Origin of the sequence: Spirosoma rhododendri (genome assembly GCF_012849055.1) — a bacterium.
Taxonomy (GTDB): Bacteria; Bacteroidota; Bacteroidia; order Cytophagales; family Spirosomataceae; genus Spirosoma; species Spirosoma rhododendri.
In genome coordinates this window covers 3399075-3414648 of the sequence record NZ_CP051677.1, presented here as the reverse complement: position 1 = coordinate 3414648, position 15574 = coordinate 3399075, and the positions used below count along the sequence as shown (strand labels likewise).

13 protein-coding genes are annotated in these 15574 nt (G+C 56.9%); 11 read left to right on the top strand and 2 right to left on the bottom strand.

Features of this window, described 5'->3' with window-relative positions:
- Positions 1 to 56 precede the first annotated feature (56 nt).
- The 5 genes from HH216_RS14085 to HH216_RS14070 all read left to right on the top strand — a co-directional run bounded on the left by HH216_RS14085 (position 57) and on the right by HH216_RS14070 (position 6759).
- Complete coding sequence (locus HH216_RS14085) at positions 57 to 3854, top strand: hydantoinase B/oxoprolinase family protein (protein ID WP_169551375.1); 3798 nt, start codon at positions 57 to 59, stop codon at positions 3852 to 3854.
- Positions 3855 to 4280: 426 nt separating this feature from the next.
- Entirely contained in the window at positions 4281 to 5207 is a 927-nt protein-coding gene (locus HH216_RS14080) for a nucleoside hydrolase (protein WP_254448430.1), read from the top strand.
- Between the two features lie 56 nt (positions 5208 to 5263).
- Positions 5264 to 5620, top strand: a complete 357-nt coding sequence (locus HH216_RS26695; RefSeq protein WP_332871401.1) for a family 16 glycoside hydrolase — start codon at positions 5264 to 5266, stop codon at positions 5618 to 5620.
- Positions 5617 to 6153, top strand: a complete 537-nt coding sequence (locus tag HH216_RS26690; protein WP_332871400.1) for a 3-keto-disaccharide hydrolase — start codon at positions 5617 to 5619, stop codon at positions 6151 to 6153. The genes HH216_RS26695 and HH216_RS26690 overlap by 4 nt, the downstream gene beginning before the upstream one ends.
- Positions 6154 to 6282: 129 nt before the next feature.
- Positions 6283 to 6759: a Dps family protein gene (locus tag HH216_RS14070; protein ID WP_174842716.1), complete on the top strand. Its 477-nt coding sequence runs from the start codon at positions 6283 to 6285 to the stop codon at positions 6757 to 6759.
- 59 nt (positions 6760 to 6818) lie between these two features.
- Here the strand turns inward: HH216_RS14070 and HH216_RS14065 are convergent, their stop codons facing one another.
- Complete coding sequence (locus HH216_RS14065; protein ID WP_254448429.1) at positions 6819 to 7502, bottom strand: NUDIX hydrolase; 684 nt, start codon at positions 7500 to 7502, stop codon at positions 6819 to 6821.
- Between the two features lie 131 nt (positions 7503 to 7633).
- On the opposite strand from HH216_RS14065, the gene HH216_RS14060 reads away from it, so the two are divergent.
- The 6 genes from HH216_RS14060 (at position 7634) to HH216_RS14035 (ending at position 14443) form a co-directional block, all read left to right on the top strand.
- Complete coding sequence (locus HH216_RS14060) at positions 7634 to 8509, top strand: alpha/beta hydrolase (RefSeq protein ID WP_169551374.1); 876 nt, start codon at positions 7634 to 7636, stop codon at positions 8507 to 8509.
- A 7-nt stretch (positions 8510 to 8516) separates the two neighbouring features.
- Positions 8517 to 10073, top strand: a complete 1557-nt coding sequence (locus HH216_RS14055; RefSeq protein ID WP_169551373.1) for a carboxylesterase/lipase family protein — start codon at positions 8517 to 8519, stop codon at positions 10071 to 10073.
- A gap of 32 nt (positions 10074 to 10105) precedes the next feature.
- Positions 10106 to 11734, top strand: a complete 1629-nt coding sequence (locus HH216_RS14050; RefSeq protein ID WP_169551372.1) for a carboxylesterase/lipase family protein — start codon at positions 10106 to 10108, stop codon at positions 11732 to 11734.
- A gap of 173 nt (positions 11735 to 11907) precedes the next feature.
- Positions 11908 to 12477 (top strand): Crp/Fnr family transcriptional regulator, encoded by a 570-nt coding sequence (locus HH216_RS14045; protein WP_169551371.1) that lies wholly within the window; start codon positions 11908 to 11910, stop codon positions 12475 to 12477.
- Positions 12478 to 12553: 76 nt separating this feature from the next.
- Positions 12554 to 13141 carry an HD domain-containing protein gene (locus HH216_RS14040; protein ID WP_169551370.1) on the top strand — a complete coding sequence of 196 codons (588 nt, stop codon included), beginning with the start codon at positions 12554 to 12556 and terminating at the stop codon, positions 13139 to 13141.
- A gap of 99 nt (positions 13142 to 13240) precedes the next feature.
- Positions 13241 to 14443, top strand: a complete 1203-nt coding sequence (locus HH216_RS14035) for an NRAMP family divalent metal transporter (protein WP_169551369.1) — start codon at positions 13241 to 13243, stop codon at positions 14441 to 14443.
- An 85-nt stretch (positions 14444 to 14528) separates the two neighbouring features.
- Here HH216_RS14035 and HH216_RS14030 read toward each other — a convergent pair whose 3' ends face one another.
- On the bottom strand, positions 14529 to 15527 hold the full coding sequence (locus tag HH216_RS14030; protein ID WP_169551368.1) for an autotransporter outer membrane beta-barrel domain-containing protein: 999 nt from the start codon (positions 15525 to 15527) through the stop codon (positions 14529 to 14531).
- Positions 15528 to 15574 lie beyond the last annotated feature (47 nt).

Genomic DNA, 15574 nt, shown 5'->3' with positions numbered 1-15574 from the left:
CAAATCGGTATATCAGCGCAACGTTAAACGTTGAACAGTAAACTTTAAACCCCACTATGTGGCACATCTGGATTGATACGGGCGGGACGTTTACCGACGGCCTGGCCCGTGACCCAAACGGGCATATACACCGCGCAAAAGTTCTGAGCAGCAGTCGCCTGCGGGCGCAATGGCGCGATGGTAAACTAACGGCTCCGTGGCTAACTGCGCCCATCTTCAGTGGCTATCAGCTGCGCGTACTCGACACAAACGAAACGGCGCGGGTTACGTCGCTATCGATCAACGGCGAGTTAACCGTTGACAATCCGGCTGTAGTAGCCCTGCCGACGGCGACAATTGAACTGTTCACGGGTGAGGAAGCACCCGTGCTGGCGGCTCGACTCCTGACGCAAACGCCCCTCGATCAGCCGTTTCCAACGCTGGACATGCGGCTGGGTACGACCAAAGGAACCAACGCCCTGCTCGAACGACGCGGTGGGCGAGTCGCGCTGCTCGTTACCCGTGGTTTTCGCGATCTGCTGCTGATCGGCACGCAGCAGCGCCCGGACCTGTTTCAGCTGGCCATCCCGCCCGCCGAAACCCTGTACACCGATGTACTGGAAATCGATGAGCGGTTGCAGGCCGACGGTACGGTACTGACGCCCCTGCCCCAACCCGACGCCTTACTCGACCAGCTACGTCAGCTTCAGCCCGATGCCATCGCTATTTCGCTGGTACATGCCTACCGCAACCCGGCTCACGAACAGCAACTGCGCGATAGACTCCGACAGGCTGGCTTCAACCGGATCACCTGCTCGACGAATGTGTCGGCCACGCCCGGCTATGTTGCCCGCACGCAAACCACCGTTGTCGATGCGTATCTGCAACCGGTTCTCGATACATACTTAATCAACGTCCGGCACCAATTGGGCGGACAACCGGTACGGATTATGACGAGTGCGGGCGGACTGGTGCGGGCCGACCTGTTTCAGCCTAAAGACAGTCTGCTGAGCGGACCGGCGGGGGGTGTCGTCGGGGCCGGGGTTATTGCGGCCGCGCTCGATCAGCCGGGGGTACTGACCCTCGACATGGGCGGTACCAGCACCGACGTCGCCCGCATCGACGGTACGCCCGACTATCGATTCTCGACGCACATTGGCCCGTTCGAGTTGCAACTCCCCGCCCTGGCCATCGAAACCGTAGCCGCCGGCGGGGGTTCGATCTGCTGGTTCGACGGCATTGGTGCTGACAAACAGGCCGGGGGTCAACTGCGCGTCGGGCCGCATAGCGCGGGGGCCAATCCCGGCCCGGCCTGCTACGGCGCTACCCCCATCGGCCAAACACCCCGGCTGACGATCACCGACGTTAATCTGTTACTGGGTAAGCTTCACCCGCAGCAATTTGGCATCCCGATTTTTCCCGATCGAGCACAGGCGGCTCTGCACGCTATTGTCGAACAGATTGGTCAGCAAACCGGAACGGCTCCCGATCCGTTGGCGGTACTGCGTGGTTTTGAGGAAATTGCCAACGAACTCATGGCGGGGGCGATACGCAAGATCAGTGTGTCGCGCGGCTTCGATCCAGCCCAGTACCCGTTGCTGGTGTTCGGCGGAGCGGGCGGTCTGCACGGTTGCGCCATTGCCCGCCTGTTACAGATGGAACGCCTGATTCTCCCCTTCGACGGCGGCTTGCTGAGCGCTTACGGCATCGGTCAGGCACGCATCGAACGCACCGCTACCCGTTCCATCCTGCGCCCCCTCGACCCGCTGATCGACAGTCTTGACGAGCTGGTTAATCAGCTGACCAATGAAGCGACAGCGGCCCTGCGGGAGGATGTAGGCGTTTCCGAACCAATCGAAACCCGGTCAGCGCAGGCATTCCTACGCTTGCAGGGGCAGGAAGCAACCGTGGACGTACCCGTCAGTCATCGGCTGGCCGACGACTTTGTTGCCCAGTACCAGCAGTTATACGGCCATTACCCCGCCGACCGGCCAATCGAGCTGGTCAGTCTGCGCGTCGTTGTCAGCACGGTAGCTGACTCCGGTGCGGCCAGTCAACGCCCGCGGTTGCATCGGCAGGCCGTACCCGCTTTTCAGGCTGGCCGCTACCCCGCTTACGACTGGACTCGTTTGCAGGAGGGCGACACATTTCGCGGTCCGGCCCTGCTGCTCAACACAACCTCGTCGGCCTTCATCGAATCCGGCTGGCGACTCATTGTCCAGGCCAGCCGCGACGCTATCGCCGAGTATATTGCTGACGTGGAGACGGTACCCGTGGAAACGGCCACCGCAGATAAATCCAACCGGAACACAGTGGTTGAACTGGAACTGTTTACGCAGCGGTTTCGGGCGATCGCGGAGGAGATGGGCGCTCAGCTCCAGCGAACCGCTTTCTCGACCAACGTCAAAGAGCGACTCGACTTCTCCTGCGCCTTGCTCGACGGCGAGGCCCGGCTGGTGGCCAATGCACCGCACATTCCGGTGCACCTGGGCAGTCTGGGCGTTTGCGCGCGGCTGTGTCTGGCCGAATTGCCACTCGGCCCCGGCGACGTACTGATTACGAACCACCCCAAATTTGGCGGGTCGCACCTGCCCGACGTAACGTTACTACAGGGTGCCTTTACCGACACGGGCGAGCTTATTGGCTATGTCATCAACCGGGCGCACCATGCCGAGATTGGCGGAAAAGTACCCGGTTCAATGCCGCCGGACGCGACCTCGCTTATCGAAGAAGGGGTCGTGCTGAAGCCGCAGTACGTCGTTCGAAACGGTGTTTTTCAGTGGGATACCCTGACCGATGGAGTACTCGGTCTGGGTAGTCGCTTTGCGAATGCACCGTATCCGACCCGATCACTGGCCGAAAATCGCGCTGATATTGAAGCGGGGCTGGCGTCGCTGCGGGCGGGAGAAACCGCTTTACAGCAACTCGTTCGGCAACAGGGTCTGTCGACGGTTCAGCACTACATGGGTCTACTGCAACAAACCGCGACACAGGCTATCCGCTCAGTCCTGACACCCCTCGACGGGCAGTCGTTTGCAGCCACCGAATCACTCGACGACGGTCATACGATTCAGGTCAGCATGCGGGTTACCGACGGTCGGCTGCGGGTTGACTTTACGGGCACGTCGGGCGTTCATCCGCATAACCTCAACGCCAACGTATCCATTCTGCACAGTGCTATTCTGTACGTACTGCGACTGTGGGTCGACCGTGACATTCCGCTCAATGAAGGGCTGATGATGCCTGTCGACATCATTCTGCCCGACAGTTCTTTTCTGAATCCACTGTTTTCCGACGACGATGCGGCTTGTCCGGCGGTGGTTGGTGGTAATACCGAAGTCAGTCAGCGGCTGGTCGATACGCTGTTAAAAGCCTTGGGGCTGGCAGCCTGTAGTCAGGGGACGATGAACAATTTTCTGTTCGGCCGCTCCGGCGACGCGGGCGCGTTTGGCTACTACGAAACCATCGGCGGGGGTGCGGGCGCGACAGTCGGTGCTGATGGCAGGTCGGCGGTGCATCAGCACATGACCAACACCCGCCTGACCGACCCCGAAGAACTGGAGCGACGCTACCCCGTTCGCCTGCATCAGTTCGGCATACGACCCGCATCGGGCGGAGCCGGAACCTGGCGCGGGGGCGACGGTATCATTCGCGAAATCGAATTTCTGGAACCAGTACAGGCGACGCTGGTCAGTCAGCACCGACAGGTCGCCCCCTACGGCCTGAACGGTGCCCAGCCCGGCGCAACGGGCCAGCAAACGCTACTTCGCCCGGATGGCACTACCGACGCATTACCCGGCATTTTCACCCGCCCGATGCAACCCGGCGAACGCATCCGACTCGAAACCCCCGGTGGCGGTGGGGCTGATTCTTGAACTGTGATTTTTTTGATTGATCTTGAACTGTGATTGTCGCTGATTACTTTGATGGACTATGATTTAAAACAATCAAGGCAATCAGTCATGAACTGTGATTCGTCTGATTACGCTGATGGACTGTGATTTACTTTATAGAATCAGCGAAATCCGTAAATCAGTATTAATCACAGTTCAAGAATATCAGAACTGTGATTAATACTGATTTCACTGATAGACTATGATTAAAAAAATCAACGAAATCCGTAAATCAGATGAATCATAGTTCAGGCAATCTTGATCTGTGATTGTCGCTGATTACTTGACCACGATTAGAAAAATCAGCGAAATCAATTAATCAAACAAATCACAGTTCAAGAAAAACCATAGTTCAAGACGATCTTCATGACCACCGCCCGGTACGTATACCTTGCTCTACTCCTTAGTTTGGGAATCACAATGTCAATGGCGCAGACGGCCGGACGCGAACGCACGAAAGTCATTTTCGACTGTGACCTCGGCGACGACATCGACGACGCGTACGCGCTGGCGCTGCTCTTTGCCAGTCCGGAACTGGAAGTGCTTGGCGTAACCACCTGCTACGGTCGCACCGACGACCGGGCGCGGCTGGCCTGTCAGCTGCTTTACGATTGGGGGCTCGACAGCATCCCGGTTGCCGTGGGCCGTGACACGCGTGCGATGAATGAACGCGCCAACTGGTACGCCGATCAGTTTCACTATGCGAAAGGTTTTTCGCGCAAAGTACCGATCCGGGAATCGGCGGTCGAGTTTATTCAGGATAAACTGCATCAGTATCCCGGTCAGGTGACGGTTATTTCCGTAGGGCCGGTCCAGAATATGGCCGATCTGCTCAAGCGCGAACCGGGTGCGCTGGGTCTGGCGAAACGAGTGGTAGCTATGTTCGGCTCATTTTACGTCGGTTATAACGGGTCGCCTACGCCCAATGCGGAATGGAACGTCGTTGTCGACCCATCGGCAGCACAGCAGTTTGTCAATAGCGGGGTTCCGATCACCTATGCCGGACTGGACATCACCGCCTTCGTGCGGGCCGACGCGGCTTTTCGCCAGAAGCTACTCATGCGCCAAAGCCCGCTGACCAACGCCCTGTGTGGCTTACAAACGCTGTGGAATGCCGACCGGGACCCGGTACTGTTCGATGCGGTAGCTGTGGGGATGGTGCTTTGGCCCGACCTGTTCAAGACGCAGCCCGCCCACGTTTCCGTCGATGAAAAAGGGTTCACCAAACTGACACCCAACCAGTCTCCGAACGCGGACATTGGCACGTACATCGACACGCCAAAATTCCTGGAGCGGCTCATGCGCGTGTACATGCAACAGAACCTGCGTCGGTAGAATTGGCGCACAATTGCGTTATCAGGCTACTTCGTTCGCTCTTATTCCTCCGAAGCATGAAACACACTCTATTTTTTCTTTTCATTTTGACAGTCGTATCTACTGCGCAGGCCCAGAAGGGCGCGACCGACAACGACTGGCTCTACCTGTTCAACGGCAAAGACCTGACCGGCTGGGACGCTAAAGTTGCGGGGTATCCGCTCGACGATAACGTGGGCAACGCCTTCCGCGCCGAAAACGGGATGCTGCGTATCGTCTACGATCAGCCCGCTTACAACCGCTTCGACGGCAAATACGGGCACCTGTACTACAAGAAACCGTTTTCGCACTATATCCTGCGCTTCGACTACCGCTTTCAGGGCGAGCAGGTGCCGGGGGCGATAGCTGGAACGTGCGCAACAGTGGCGTCATGATCCATTCGCAGTCGGCGCAAAGTAACGAGTTGAAGCAAGCCTTTCCGGTGTCGCTGGAGGTGCAGTTGCTGGGCGGTCTGGGTAAGGGGACGCGCCATACAGCCAACCTCTGCACGCCCGGTACGCAGGTTCACTTCGAGGGTAAACTCAATACGCAGCACATCATCGACTCCGACTCCAAAACCTACGACGGCGATCAGTGGGTGAGCGTTGAGGTAGTCGTACTGGGCGATTCGGTTCGGCATCTGGTCAATGGAAAAACGGTGCTGGCCTATGGCAAAACGCAGATCGGCGGGGGCTATGTCAGCGAGGATTACGACTGGGCAAAGGCGGGCATTACCCATCCGGAAGAGTGGCTTCGACGCGCCAACACGCCCCTGACCGAAGGCTACATCGCCCTGCAAAGCGAAAGCCACGCCATCGACTTCCGGAACATCAAACTGCTCGAGCTAAAGGGGTGCATGGACCCGAAGGCCAAAAATTACAAAGCCTATTTTCAGGAATCAGATCCGAAAGCGTGTCGGTATAAGTAGGTCGGTAGCTGTATGTTAACCGGCAAGACGATGGTCAGAACAAACAAACAGCCCGCACAGTGGTTAATTTATCAGAAGCCGGTATAAGCTATTATACCGTCGTCGTAACCATTAATCTTAACAATTGCTATGGCATTGCAACCCAATATTGGCCTTGACGCAGACGTGCTTAAGAAGGATAACGAACTTCTGAACGCTTTCCTGGCCGACCTACACGTACTATACATCAAAACCCGTAAGTTCCACTGGGACGTTGCGGGCCCAAGCTTCAAAGAATATCACGAGTTTTTTGAAGAGCAATACAACGCACTGGAAGAAGAAATCGACCTCGTAGCCGAGCGCGTCCGTCAGTTGGGCGGTCGTCCGGTAGCGACGATGAAAGACTTCCTGGCCGAAACCAGCCTGAAAGAAGATTACGACGGCCACATCGGTACGCCCGACATGTTCAAGCGTCTGTTGGCTGACCACGAGCAGATCATCCGTGAACTGCGCGAAGATGTCGACAAGACCGACGAACTGGGCGATGCAGGTACATCCGATTTCCTGACGGGGCTGATGGAAGAGCACGAGAAGCATGCCTGGATGCTGCGCAAATACCTGTCGTAGTAACCTGCTTCACTAATTAAAAGGGGGCTTGCTGGTTTCGACCGGCAAGCCCCCTTTCTTTATACCGGCTCCAACGGCCGAAAGCGGTACAGGAATGGCGCTTTGTGGGGTGTTCCCCGCCGACGTTCGGGTAGTCGTTCGAGATCACCGGACGCGATGGTTTTCTTGTAGAAATTACGGGCATCCAGCGCGTGCCCCAGAATGGTCTCGTGAAGCCGCTGCAACTCAGGAATCGAGAACGCTTCCGGCAACAAATGACCAATGGGCTGCTCGTTCAGCTCCTTTCGCAACGATTGAAGCGCGACTTCGATGATCTGATTATGATCGAACAGTAAGTTCGGCAGTGTATCGAGCGACCACCAGGCGCAGGCTTCCGTTAGATGATCGGGGGTGGGCTCTACTTTCGAATACTCCACCAAGGCATAGTACCCGATTGAAATGGCGCGGGGCCACATATCCCGTTCATCGAACGATAAACCGGCCCGACGCCACACGTCCACCTGATCGTACCGATTTACGTCGCCGAAGACGTGGAACTGCCGCAGATAAAGCTGGGTTAGCCCCGTTCGCTCCTGCACCACGCGTTGCGCAGCCACATCGACTGACTCCTGCATGCGAATAAAGCCACCCGGCAAACTCCATTCGTCGGTTCCTTTCCAGCGCAGCAACAGCACCTTGAGTTCATTCTCGTGAAAGCCAAAAATCACGCCGTCGATCGACAAAGCGCGTATGTAATCAGTCATCATCCCGTTCTTCACCCCCAAAGTTTATACAAAAGCCATATATAGCACAAAAAAACCTTTGCGTAATTTTTACGTACTGGTAGGTTTCGTAGCTTTGACTTAAATATAAACGACGTCTGTTCATCAGCTTTATGTTTTTACCCCGTCTAGTGCTTCTGGCTAGTCTGTGCGCGTTATCATTTGGGGCATTTAGCGCCACTGTCGATACGCTGGATATATCGAGCGCGTCCATGAACCGCACGCTCCGGGCCGCCGTCGTCGTGCCCGATGCGTACAGAGCCGGACAGCAGCAATTCCCGGTGCTGTACCTACTCCATGGTGGGACGGGCAACTTCCGCGACTGGCTGAGCAAGACGCCCGACAAAACGCTGTTACACCGGCTGGCTGATCAATACAAGCTCATCATCGTTACACCCGAAGGCGACCCGACCAGCTATTATTTCGACAGTCCGCAGGTCAAAACCAGTCAATTCGAAACGTTTATCAGCCGCGAACTGGTCGACCGGATCGATAAGGCGTACCGAACCGTTCGCGACCGGAAAGGACGGCTTATCGCGGGGCTGTCGATGGGCGGGCACGGGGCCATGTTTATTGCCAGTCGCCACCCCGATCTGTACGCGGCTGCCGGCAGCATGAGTGGGGTCATGAATATCAACACCGCTACCTGGAAAGTCCCGGCGGAGTTTGCCAAGTCCCGCGCCGACAATTTTACCAAGCTGCTGGGTCCACCCCAAACGGGCGACGCACCCTACCCCGGCTACACGATGGTAACGCTGGCCGACAAGCTGAAAACCAACAACCTGCCCCTGATTTTCGACATTGGCGTCGACGACTTCCTGATCGAAACCAACCGCGATCTGCATCGGCAACTGCTGGCCAACGGTACACCCCACGACTACACCGAACGGCCCGGCGCCCACACCTGGGAATATTGGGAAAATGCCCTACCCTACCAACTGCTGTTCTTCAGCAAAATCCTGAAAGCCAACGCGGTCAACGTACCCTAACTCGTTCATGAAACAAGCTATCGTAGCCCTGTGCCTGACAACTATCGCGCTGACCGGTCTGCTGGCGGTTAGTCCGTCGGCCAAAGACGAGCCGGTTGTACAGGTTACTGGCGGACGGATCACCGGTGTACCGAACCGGGCGGGCGACGTGTACAGCTACAAAGGAATTCCGTTTGCGGCTCCGCCCGTTGGCGTATTGCGCTGGAAAGCCCCACAGCCCGTTGTGCCCTGGTCGGGTGTGCGCCGGGCCGACGCCTTTGGGCCGAGCCCCGTACAGGGCGAACCAAACCCGTTTGGCCCGTGGAGTGCGGAATACCTGATTCCGAAAGCGCCTATCAGTGAAGACTGTCTGTACCTGAACGTCTGGACTAGTACGCAAGCCGCCCGGAAGAAGCCGGTGCTTGTCTGGATCTATGGTGGCGGCTTTGGCAGCGGGGGCAGTGGCGTTCCGATCTACGACGGCGAAGCGACCGCCCCAAAAGGCATTGTATTTGTCAGCGTCAATTACCGGGTGGGGCCATTCGGCTTCTTCGCCCACCCCGAACTAACCCGTGAATCGAGCAATCAGGCATCGGGTAACTACGGGCTGATGGATCAAATTGCCGCGCTGAAGTGGGTTCAGCAAAACATCGCCCGATTCGGGGGCGACCCTGCTAATGTGACGATTGCGGGACAATCGGCCGGGTCGATGAGCGTCAACTGTCTGGTTGCGTCGCCTTTAGCGAAGGGTTTGTTCACCAAAGCCATCGCCCAGAGCGGAGCCCGTTTTGCTACGCCCTACCCATCACTCCGGGAAGCCGAAGCAGACGGGCAGAAAACGGCTCAGGCATTGGGCGCTTCCACACTGGCGGAGTTACGGGCGCTTCCGGCCGAAGCACTGTTGAAGCAGAGCCAGGCCATGCGCGGACCGATCATCGACGGCTACGTCCTGCCCGCTTCCATTGCGCAACTCTTCGCCGACCGAAAGCAGAATCCGGTTTCCCTGCTGACCGGCTGGAACGAAGACGAAGGGCTCGCGTTTGGTCCGCAAAAGAGCGCGGCCGATTACAAAGCGCAACTCGACCAGCAATACGGCAGTCGGGCCGAAACGATGCTGCGCTATTACCCGGCCGGTAGCGATGCCGAAGCGGCTCAATCGCAGCGCAACATCGCCCGCGACCGAACGTTCGGTGCGCAGAACTACCAGTGGGCGGTTACGCAGGCACAGCAGCGGTTACCGGTTTACGTGTATCGGTTTACGCGCAAGGTACCCGCCACGGGCGAGTATGCCAGCTACGGCGCATTTCACACGGCCGAAGTCCCGTACGCGTACGATAATCTGCGCTTTATCGACAAACAGCTTCGCCCGCTGCGCCCCGCCGACGATCAGCTGGCACGTGCGATAGCGACGTACTGGGCCAACTTTATCAAAACCGGCAACCCAAACGGTAGCGGTCTGCCGCATTGGCCCGCCTTTTCCGCTCCCAACGATTCCATCATGCAACTCGACACGGTGATTCGGGCCCGCCCCCTACCCGACCGCGCTGCGCTTACGTTCCTATTCAGCACCCTTCGTACACCTTAGTCATTTACATCCTGTTTCTAAACCCTGTTTTTATGAATCGCTTTACACTCAGTCTGCTCGTGGCAGCAAGTATGGTTTCCGGACTAGCTACGGCCCAAACGGCTGGTCAAACGGCTATGCCCATTCAGGCGGGTACCGGCATTGCTACCGTCTCGACCGAATCAGGTCCGGTACGCGGCTACATCCACAACGGTACCGCTACGTTCAAAGGCATTCCCTACGCCCGCGCCGACCGGTTCATGGCCCCCGAAAAACCCACGCCCTGGACTGCCGTTCGCTCGTCGACCGTGTATGGTCCGGTCTGCCCCATCGACGCGCTGAGCGGTGCAGGTGCCGACGACATCGAGTTTGCGTTCCAGCACAACTGGGGCGTTACCAACGAAAACTGCCTGAGCCTGAACGTCTGGACTCCGCAGGCAACCTCCGCGAAGAAACGGCCCGTTATGGTATGGCTCCACGGTGGTGGCTTCGCGATGGGTTCTTCGATGGAGCTGCCTTCGTACGACGGCGAGAATCTGGCGAAGAAAGGCGACGTGGTAATGGTATCGCTCAATCACCGGCTGAACGTGCTGGGTTTTCTGGACCTGTCGGCCTACGGTGATAAGTACAAAAATTCGGCGAACGCGGGCCTGCTGGATCTGGTCGCGGCCCTGCAATGGGTCAAGCAAAACATCGCTCAATTTGGTGGTGACCCGAACAACGTGACCATCTTCGGCCAGTCGGGCGGGGGCGGTAAGGTGACCTCCCTGATGAACGCGCCTTCGGCGAAAGGCCTGTTCCAGAAAGCCATCGTGCAAAGCGGCAGTTACGTGTCGAGCTTCATGGAGCCCAGCGTAGCCCGGCAGGTCAGCGCGGCCCTGCTCGGCGAACTGAACCTGCAACCCAATCAGGTCGACTCACTGCAAAAGATGCCTTACGAACGTTTACTGGCAGCCAGCCGCAAGGCGCTGCAAAAAGTGAATGCCAGCGCGAAAGCCAGCGACCGGGGTGCATTCGGCGTCACCTGGGGCCCCATCCACGACGGTAGTTTCCTGCCGTACCAGCCCGCTGATGCCGCAGCCATCGCCCTGTCGACGCAGGTTCCGCTACTGGTTGGCTCGACCAAAACCGAGTTCGGCCCGTTCAATCCGGCCAACCGCATTTCGAGCATGGAGCAGGCTAAAACTATCGCCCAGCAGCGCTACGGTGACAAAGCCGACGCGTACATAGCCGCCGTCAAGAAAGATTACCCCGAAACGACCCTTCCCGCCGATTATATCAACATCGACACCGGTTTCCGGGCGGGGGCCATTCAGCAGGCCAATCAGAAAGCAAATTCGGGCAAAGCACCGGTCTATATGTACCTGTTTACCTGGAGTTCGCCCGTTAACAATGGCATGTACAAGTCGATGCACTGCATGGAAATGCCGTTTATGTTCGACAATATCAGCCGGTGCGAAGAGATGACGGGCGGCAGTCAGGAAGCGCATACGCTGGCCGACAAAATGAGCCGGGCCTGGATCGCCTTCGCCCGCACCGGCAATCCGAATCATAAGGGTCTACCCAACTGGCCAACGTACACACAAGACGGCGGAGCCACGATGCTCTTCGACCGAAACTGTCAGGTGAAACCCCATCCTGATAAAGACGTGCTGAGCGCAGCCACGGGCAAGTCGATGTAAGCCAGCCCAACTTTTCACATACTCAAAAAGCCTGTACCGCTGTTGTCGTTGACCAGCGCGTACAGGCTTTATTGTACAGAGTATGGTCGAAAAACGACTGGATCGTAGACCTGACAGGTTTTAGAAACCTGTCAGGTCTACGATCACCACGCTTTACGCACTAGCTTTAGCCTATGAACGAACTCATCGATTACCTGAGTCAATTCGGGCAGCTCGACGCGCAGCAGCGGGGGCTGATACAGGCAACCGTGACGCCCAAGGCTATTTCAAAGGGAGCTTATTTTGCCGAAGCGGGGAAGATATCTACCCAAATCGGCTACGTGACCGACGGCGTTTTCCGGGTCTGCTACTACGACAAGCGGGGTGACAGTTTTACCCGCTACTTCGTCTATGAGAATCGATTCGTCGTCGACATCAACAGCTTTCGCGACGAGATGCCCTCCGCCGAATATATCGAAGCCGTCACAGATTGTTCACTGCTGGTTTTTTCCAAAGAAGACTTCGCCCGGCTGTCGGCACACATCCCCGGCTGGGACGATATCTTCGTTAAAATCACGTCGTACGTGCTGGAAAACAAATTGAAGTTCACCAGTAACATGCTCGTTCAGGATGCGCAGCAGCGGTACCTGAATTTTCTGGACCATTACCCCAAGCTGGCGAATCGCGTTCCGCTCCATATGCTGGCATCCTACCTGGGCATCACGCCATCATCGCTGAGCCGCATCCGAAAGAACATCGCCTGACGCATTTCTTGCCAAATGGCAATTGCGTTCCCATCGTCACGCGTCAATTTTGTCCCGTAATTATCGAGACAATAGCATGACCGACGACCTGCTCAAACAGATAACATTTATCAAGGAAGTAGATAAGCTCAAGTACATTCTCCGCAAGACGAAACTGTTCAACAGCAACCGCAACGAGAACGACGCTGAGCATAGCTGGCACTTGTCCCTGATGGCCCTCGTGCTGGCTGGGCACGCCAATCAGCCAGTTGATCTGCTCAAGGTTATCAAGATGCTGCTGATCCACGACATTGTCGAGATAGACGCGGGCGACACGTTCATCTACGACACCCAGAAAAGCCACGACAATACCGCTGAAGAGCGTGAAGCCGCCAACCGGATTTTCGGCCTGCTACCGGCCGATCAGGCCAGTGAACTGATCGCCGTTTGGGAAGAATTTGAAGCGGGGCAAACGCACGAAGCCAAATTTGCCCGTGCTATGGACCGACTCGAACCGCTGCTACAGAACACCTCAAACAACGGGGGTACATGGGCTGAGTTCGACGTGCGCTACGACACCGTGTACGCCAAGAAAAAGGTCATTCAAAACGGCTCCGACACGATCTGGCAGTACGCCGAGCAACTGCTCAACGAGAATGTTGAGAAGGGTATTTTGAAGAAGTGAAGCTGACCGGTTACTCCAGCCGCGGCCTATACGAAAACCGCCGAGATTGCTTGTAAACGTGTGCGTACGGCGTATTTTGCGGAATCCTTCGCTGTCGCTATGCCAAAAAACGTTTCCTTTCGCTCGGGTCTGGGTAGTATTCTGTTCTGGTCGGTTATTTCAGCCGCCTTCATCGGACCGGGTTCGGTAACGGCCTGCGCCATCGCCGGATCGCAGTACGGCCTTCAACTGCTTTGGGTGCTGACCTTCGCGACGCTCGGCACCGTCTGGCTCCAGGAAGCCGCTGCCCGTCTGACCATTGCTACCGGCTCCGATCTGGGGCAGGTTATAACGCAAACATACACGGGCGCACGAGGTCGGCGCATAGCGTGGGCTCTGTTCGGCGCTATTTTTCTGGGCTGCGCAGCTTATCAGGCCGGTAATATTCTGGGTGCCGTCTCGGGATTAGTGCTGTTGACAGGAGTATCAGCACCGGTAATCACCCTGGCCGTCGGTGCGGTCTGTATTGTTCTTCTCTGGATCGGGTCGACGCAGGGACTGGCGAATATGCTGGGGCTGGTCGTCTTTGCGATGGGGGGCGCGTTCGTTTACGTCGCCTTCGGCACGCCCGTCACACCGGCTGCCCTAACGAAAGCGCTCATTACACCGGCGATTCCCACGGGGTCGCTGTTGCTCATCAATGGCCTGATCGGGACGACGATCGTGCCATACAACCTGTTTTTTGGCTCCAGCATTGTCCCAACCGATTCGGCGAGTGGGCAGTCGCTGAGTGAAATGCGGTTAGGTATCTGGGTGGCGGTAATCCTCGGCGGCATTATTTCGGTTGTGCTGCTGCTGGCCGGACTGCTTATTCCCACCGACTTTTCCTATCCGCACATGGCGCAGGTACTGGCCGACCGCATTGGTCCGTGGGCCGGTTCGTTGTTCGCGTTCGGGCTCTTCGCGGCCGGATTTGCCTCCTCACTGACAGCGCCACTAGCGGCTTCCGTTACGGCCAACAGCTTGCTGGGCGTCCCGAAAAATGGCGTGGCTTACCGGGCTATCTGGCTCATCGTCATGGCAACAGGGCTAACATTTGGCTTATTGAACGTAACGCCGATCCCCGTCATCCTGGCCGTGCAGGCCATCAACGGCATACTGCTTCCCTTCGTCACCGTTTTTCTGTTCATCGCCGTCAACAACCGGACATTGCTAGGCCAATACTGCAACACGCTAACGCAGAATCTAAGCATGGGTTTGGTCGTACTGGTCACGGCGGTGCTAGGCTTATGGAACGTCTGGCTGGCGATACGGGCGTTTTAAAGAGTGAAAGAGCGAACGAATGAAAGAGCGATGATACCGGATGGCAATCGCTCTTTCATTCGTTCGCTCTTTCACTCTTTATTCTCTACTCTTTAATCTTCTTCTCCAACTGCTCGATGCGCTTCTGTTGCTCAATCAGGTGAAGCGTCAGCTCTTCGTTCTTTTGCACCAGCGTTGCCAGTAGTGTCATCAAATCAGTGCCTTCTTTCACCATTTGGCTGGCGCTGGGGATGCCGGGCAGGTGTCGGTTTTTCTTGACAAACTGCTCGACTTCGGCCAACGGCTGCGGCTGATAGGTTGGTGCAAACACATAGTCGGCCCACTGGTTCTCGCTGGCGGGTTGTACGCGCGTCGCGACGGCTGACAGTTGGCTACCTAGCAATACGTCGCCCTTATCGCTGACCGTCAGAAACTTACCCGCCGTACCTGCCGATGCGGTCGATTGAGCCGTCATATTCGTCAGACGCAAACCGCTGCTACCATCCACACCCGCCGTCAGTTCGAGCCGGTTCTGTGGGGCCGACGTACCAATGCCGACGTTGACGTTGTTGCCCAGCACCATCGCGTTACTGCTTAGCACCCGGGCGTTGGCCCCAATCGCGGTCGCGTTCGACAGACCTGCGCCAACACCGATAGCGTTTGAGCCGATGAGCGTATTATCGCCCCCACCAATCGCGTCGAAACCAGCGTTAGGACCGATAATCAGGTTGCGACTACCCCGCTGACTACCGCTGCCCGCGTTGAAACCGATAAACACGTTGTCGCTACCGTCGGTGTTGAGTTTACCGGCTTCGTAGCCCACAAACGTATTGTGACTACCAACCGTGTTGGGTGCCCCGGCTTTGTACCCCAGGTACGTATTATACGACCCTGACGTATTACCCTGCCCCGACTGGCTACCCACAAACGTATTGTACGTCCCCCCTATCACGGCACTGGTACTTTGCCCGATAAACAGGTTGACGTTGCCACTGACGGACTGGATACTGACGACCTGATTATCAGGCGTCACAATCTGACTTTGCGCCTGAACGAACGTAGCGGTACCCGTCAGGAACAGTAGCGGAAGGAAATGTTTTCTCATAAGTACGAAGCGATAGACACGGATTCAGCATCAATTTTGTTACCAAT

Bases quoted from the DNA above. Each gene is read 5' to 3' on its own strand.
- HH216_RS14085 (WP_169551375.1), top strand. From the start codon at position 57: ATGTGGCACATCTGGATTGATACGGGCGGGACGTTTACCGACGGCCTG.
- HH216_RS26695 (WP_332871401.1), top strand. From the start codon at position 5,264: ATGAAACACACTCTATTTTTTCTTTTCATTTTGACAGTCGTATCTACT.
- HH216_RS26690 (WP_332871400.1), top strand. From the start codon at position 5,617: ATGATCCATTCGCAGTCGGCGCAAAGTAACGAGTTGAAGCAAGCCTTT.
- HH216_RS14070 (WP_174842716.1), top strand. From the start codon at position 6,283: ATGGCATTGCAACCCAATATTGGCCTTGACGCAGACGTGCTTAAGAAG.
- HH216_RS14065 (WP_254448429.1), bottom strand. From the start codon at position 7,502: ATGACTGATTACATACGCGCTTTGTCGATCGACGGCGTGATTTTTGGC.
- HH216_RS14060 (WP_169551374.1), top strand. From the start codon at position 7,634: ATGTTTTTACCCCGTCTAGTGCTTCTGGCTAGTCTGTGCGCGTTATCA.
- HH216_RS14055 (WP_169551373.1), top strand. From the start codon at position 8,517: ATGAAACAAGCTATCGTAGCCCTGTGCCTGACAACTATCGCGCTGACC.
- HH216_RS14050 (WP_169551372.1), top strand. From the start codon at position 10,106: ATGAATCGCTTTACACTCAGTCTGCTCGTGGCAGCAAGTATGGTTTCC.
- HH216_RS14045 (WP_169551371.1), top strand. From the start codon at position 11,908: ATGAACGAACTCATCGATTACCTGAGTCAATTCGGGCAGCTCGACGCG.
- HH216_RS14040 (WP_169551370.1), top strand. From the start codon at position 12,554: ATGACCGACGACCTGCTCAAACAGATAACATTTATCAAGGAAGTAGAT.
- HH216_RS14035 (WP_169551369.1), top strand. From the start codon at position 13,241: ATGCCAAAAAACGTTTCCTTTCGCTCGGGTCTGGGTAGTATTCTGTTC.
- HH216_RS14030 (WP_169551368.1), bottom strand. From the start codon at position 15,527: ATGAGAAAACATTTCCTTCCGCTACTGTTCCTGACGGGTACCGCTACG.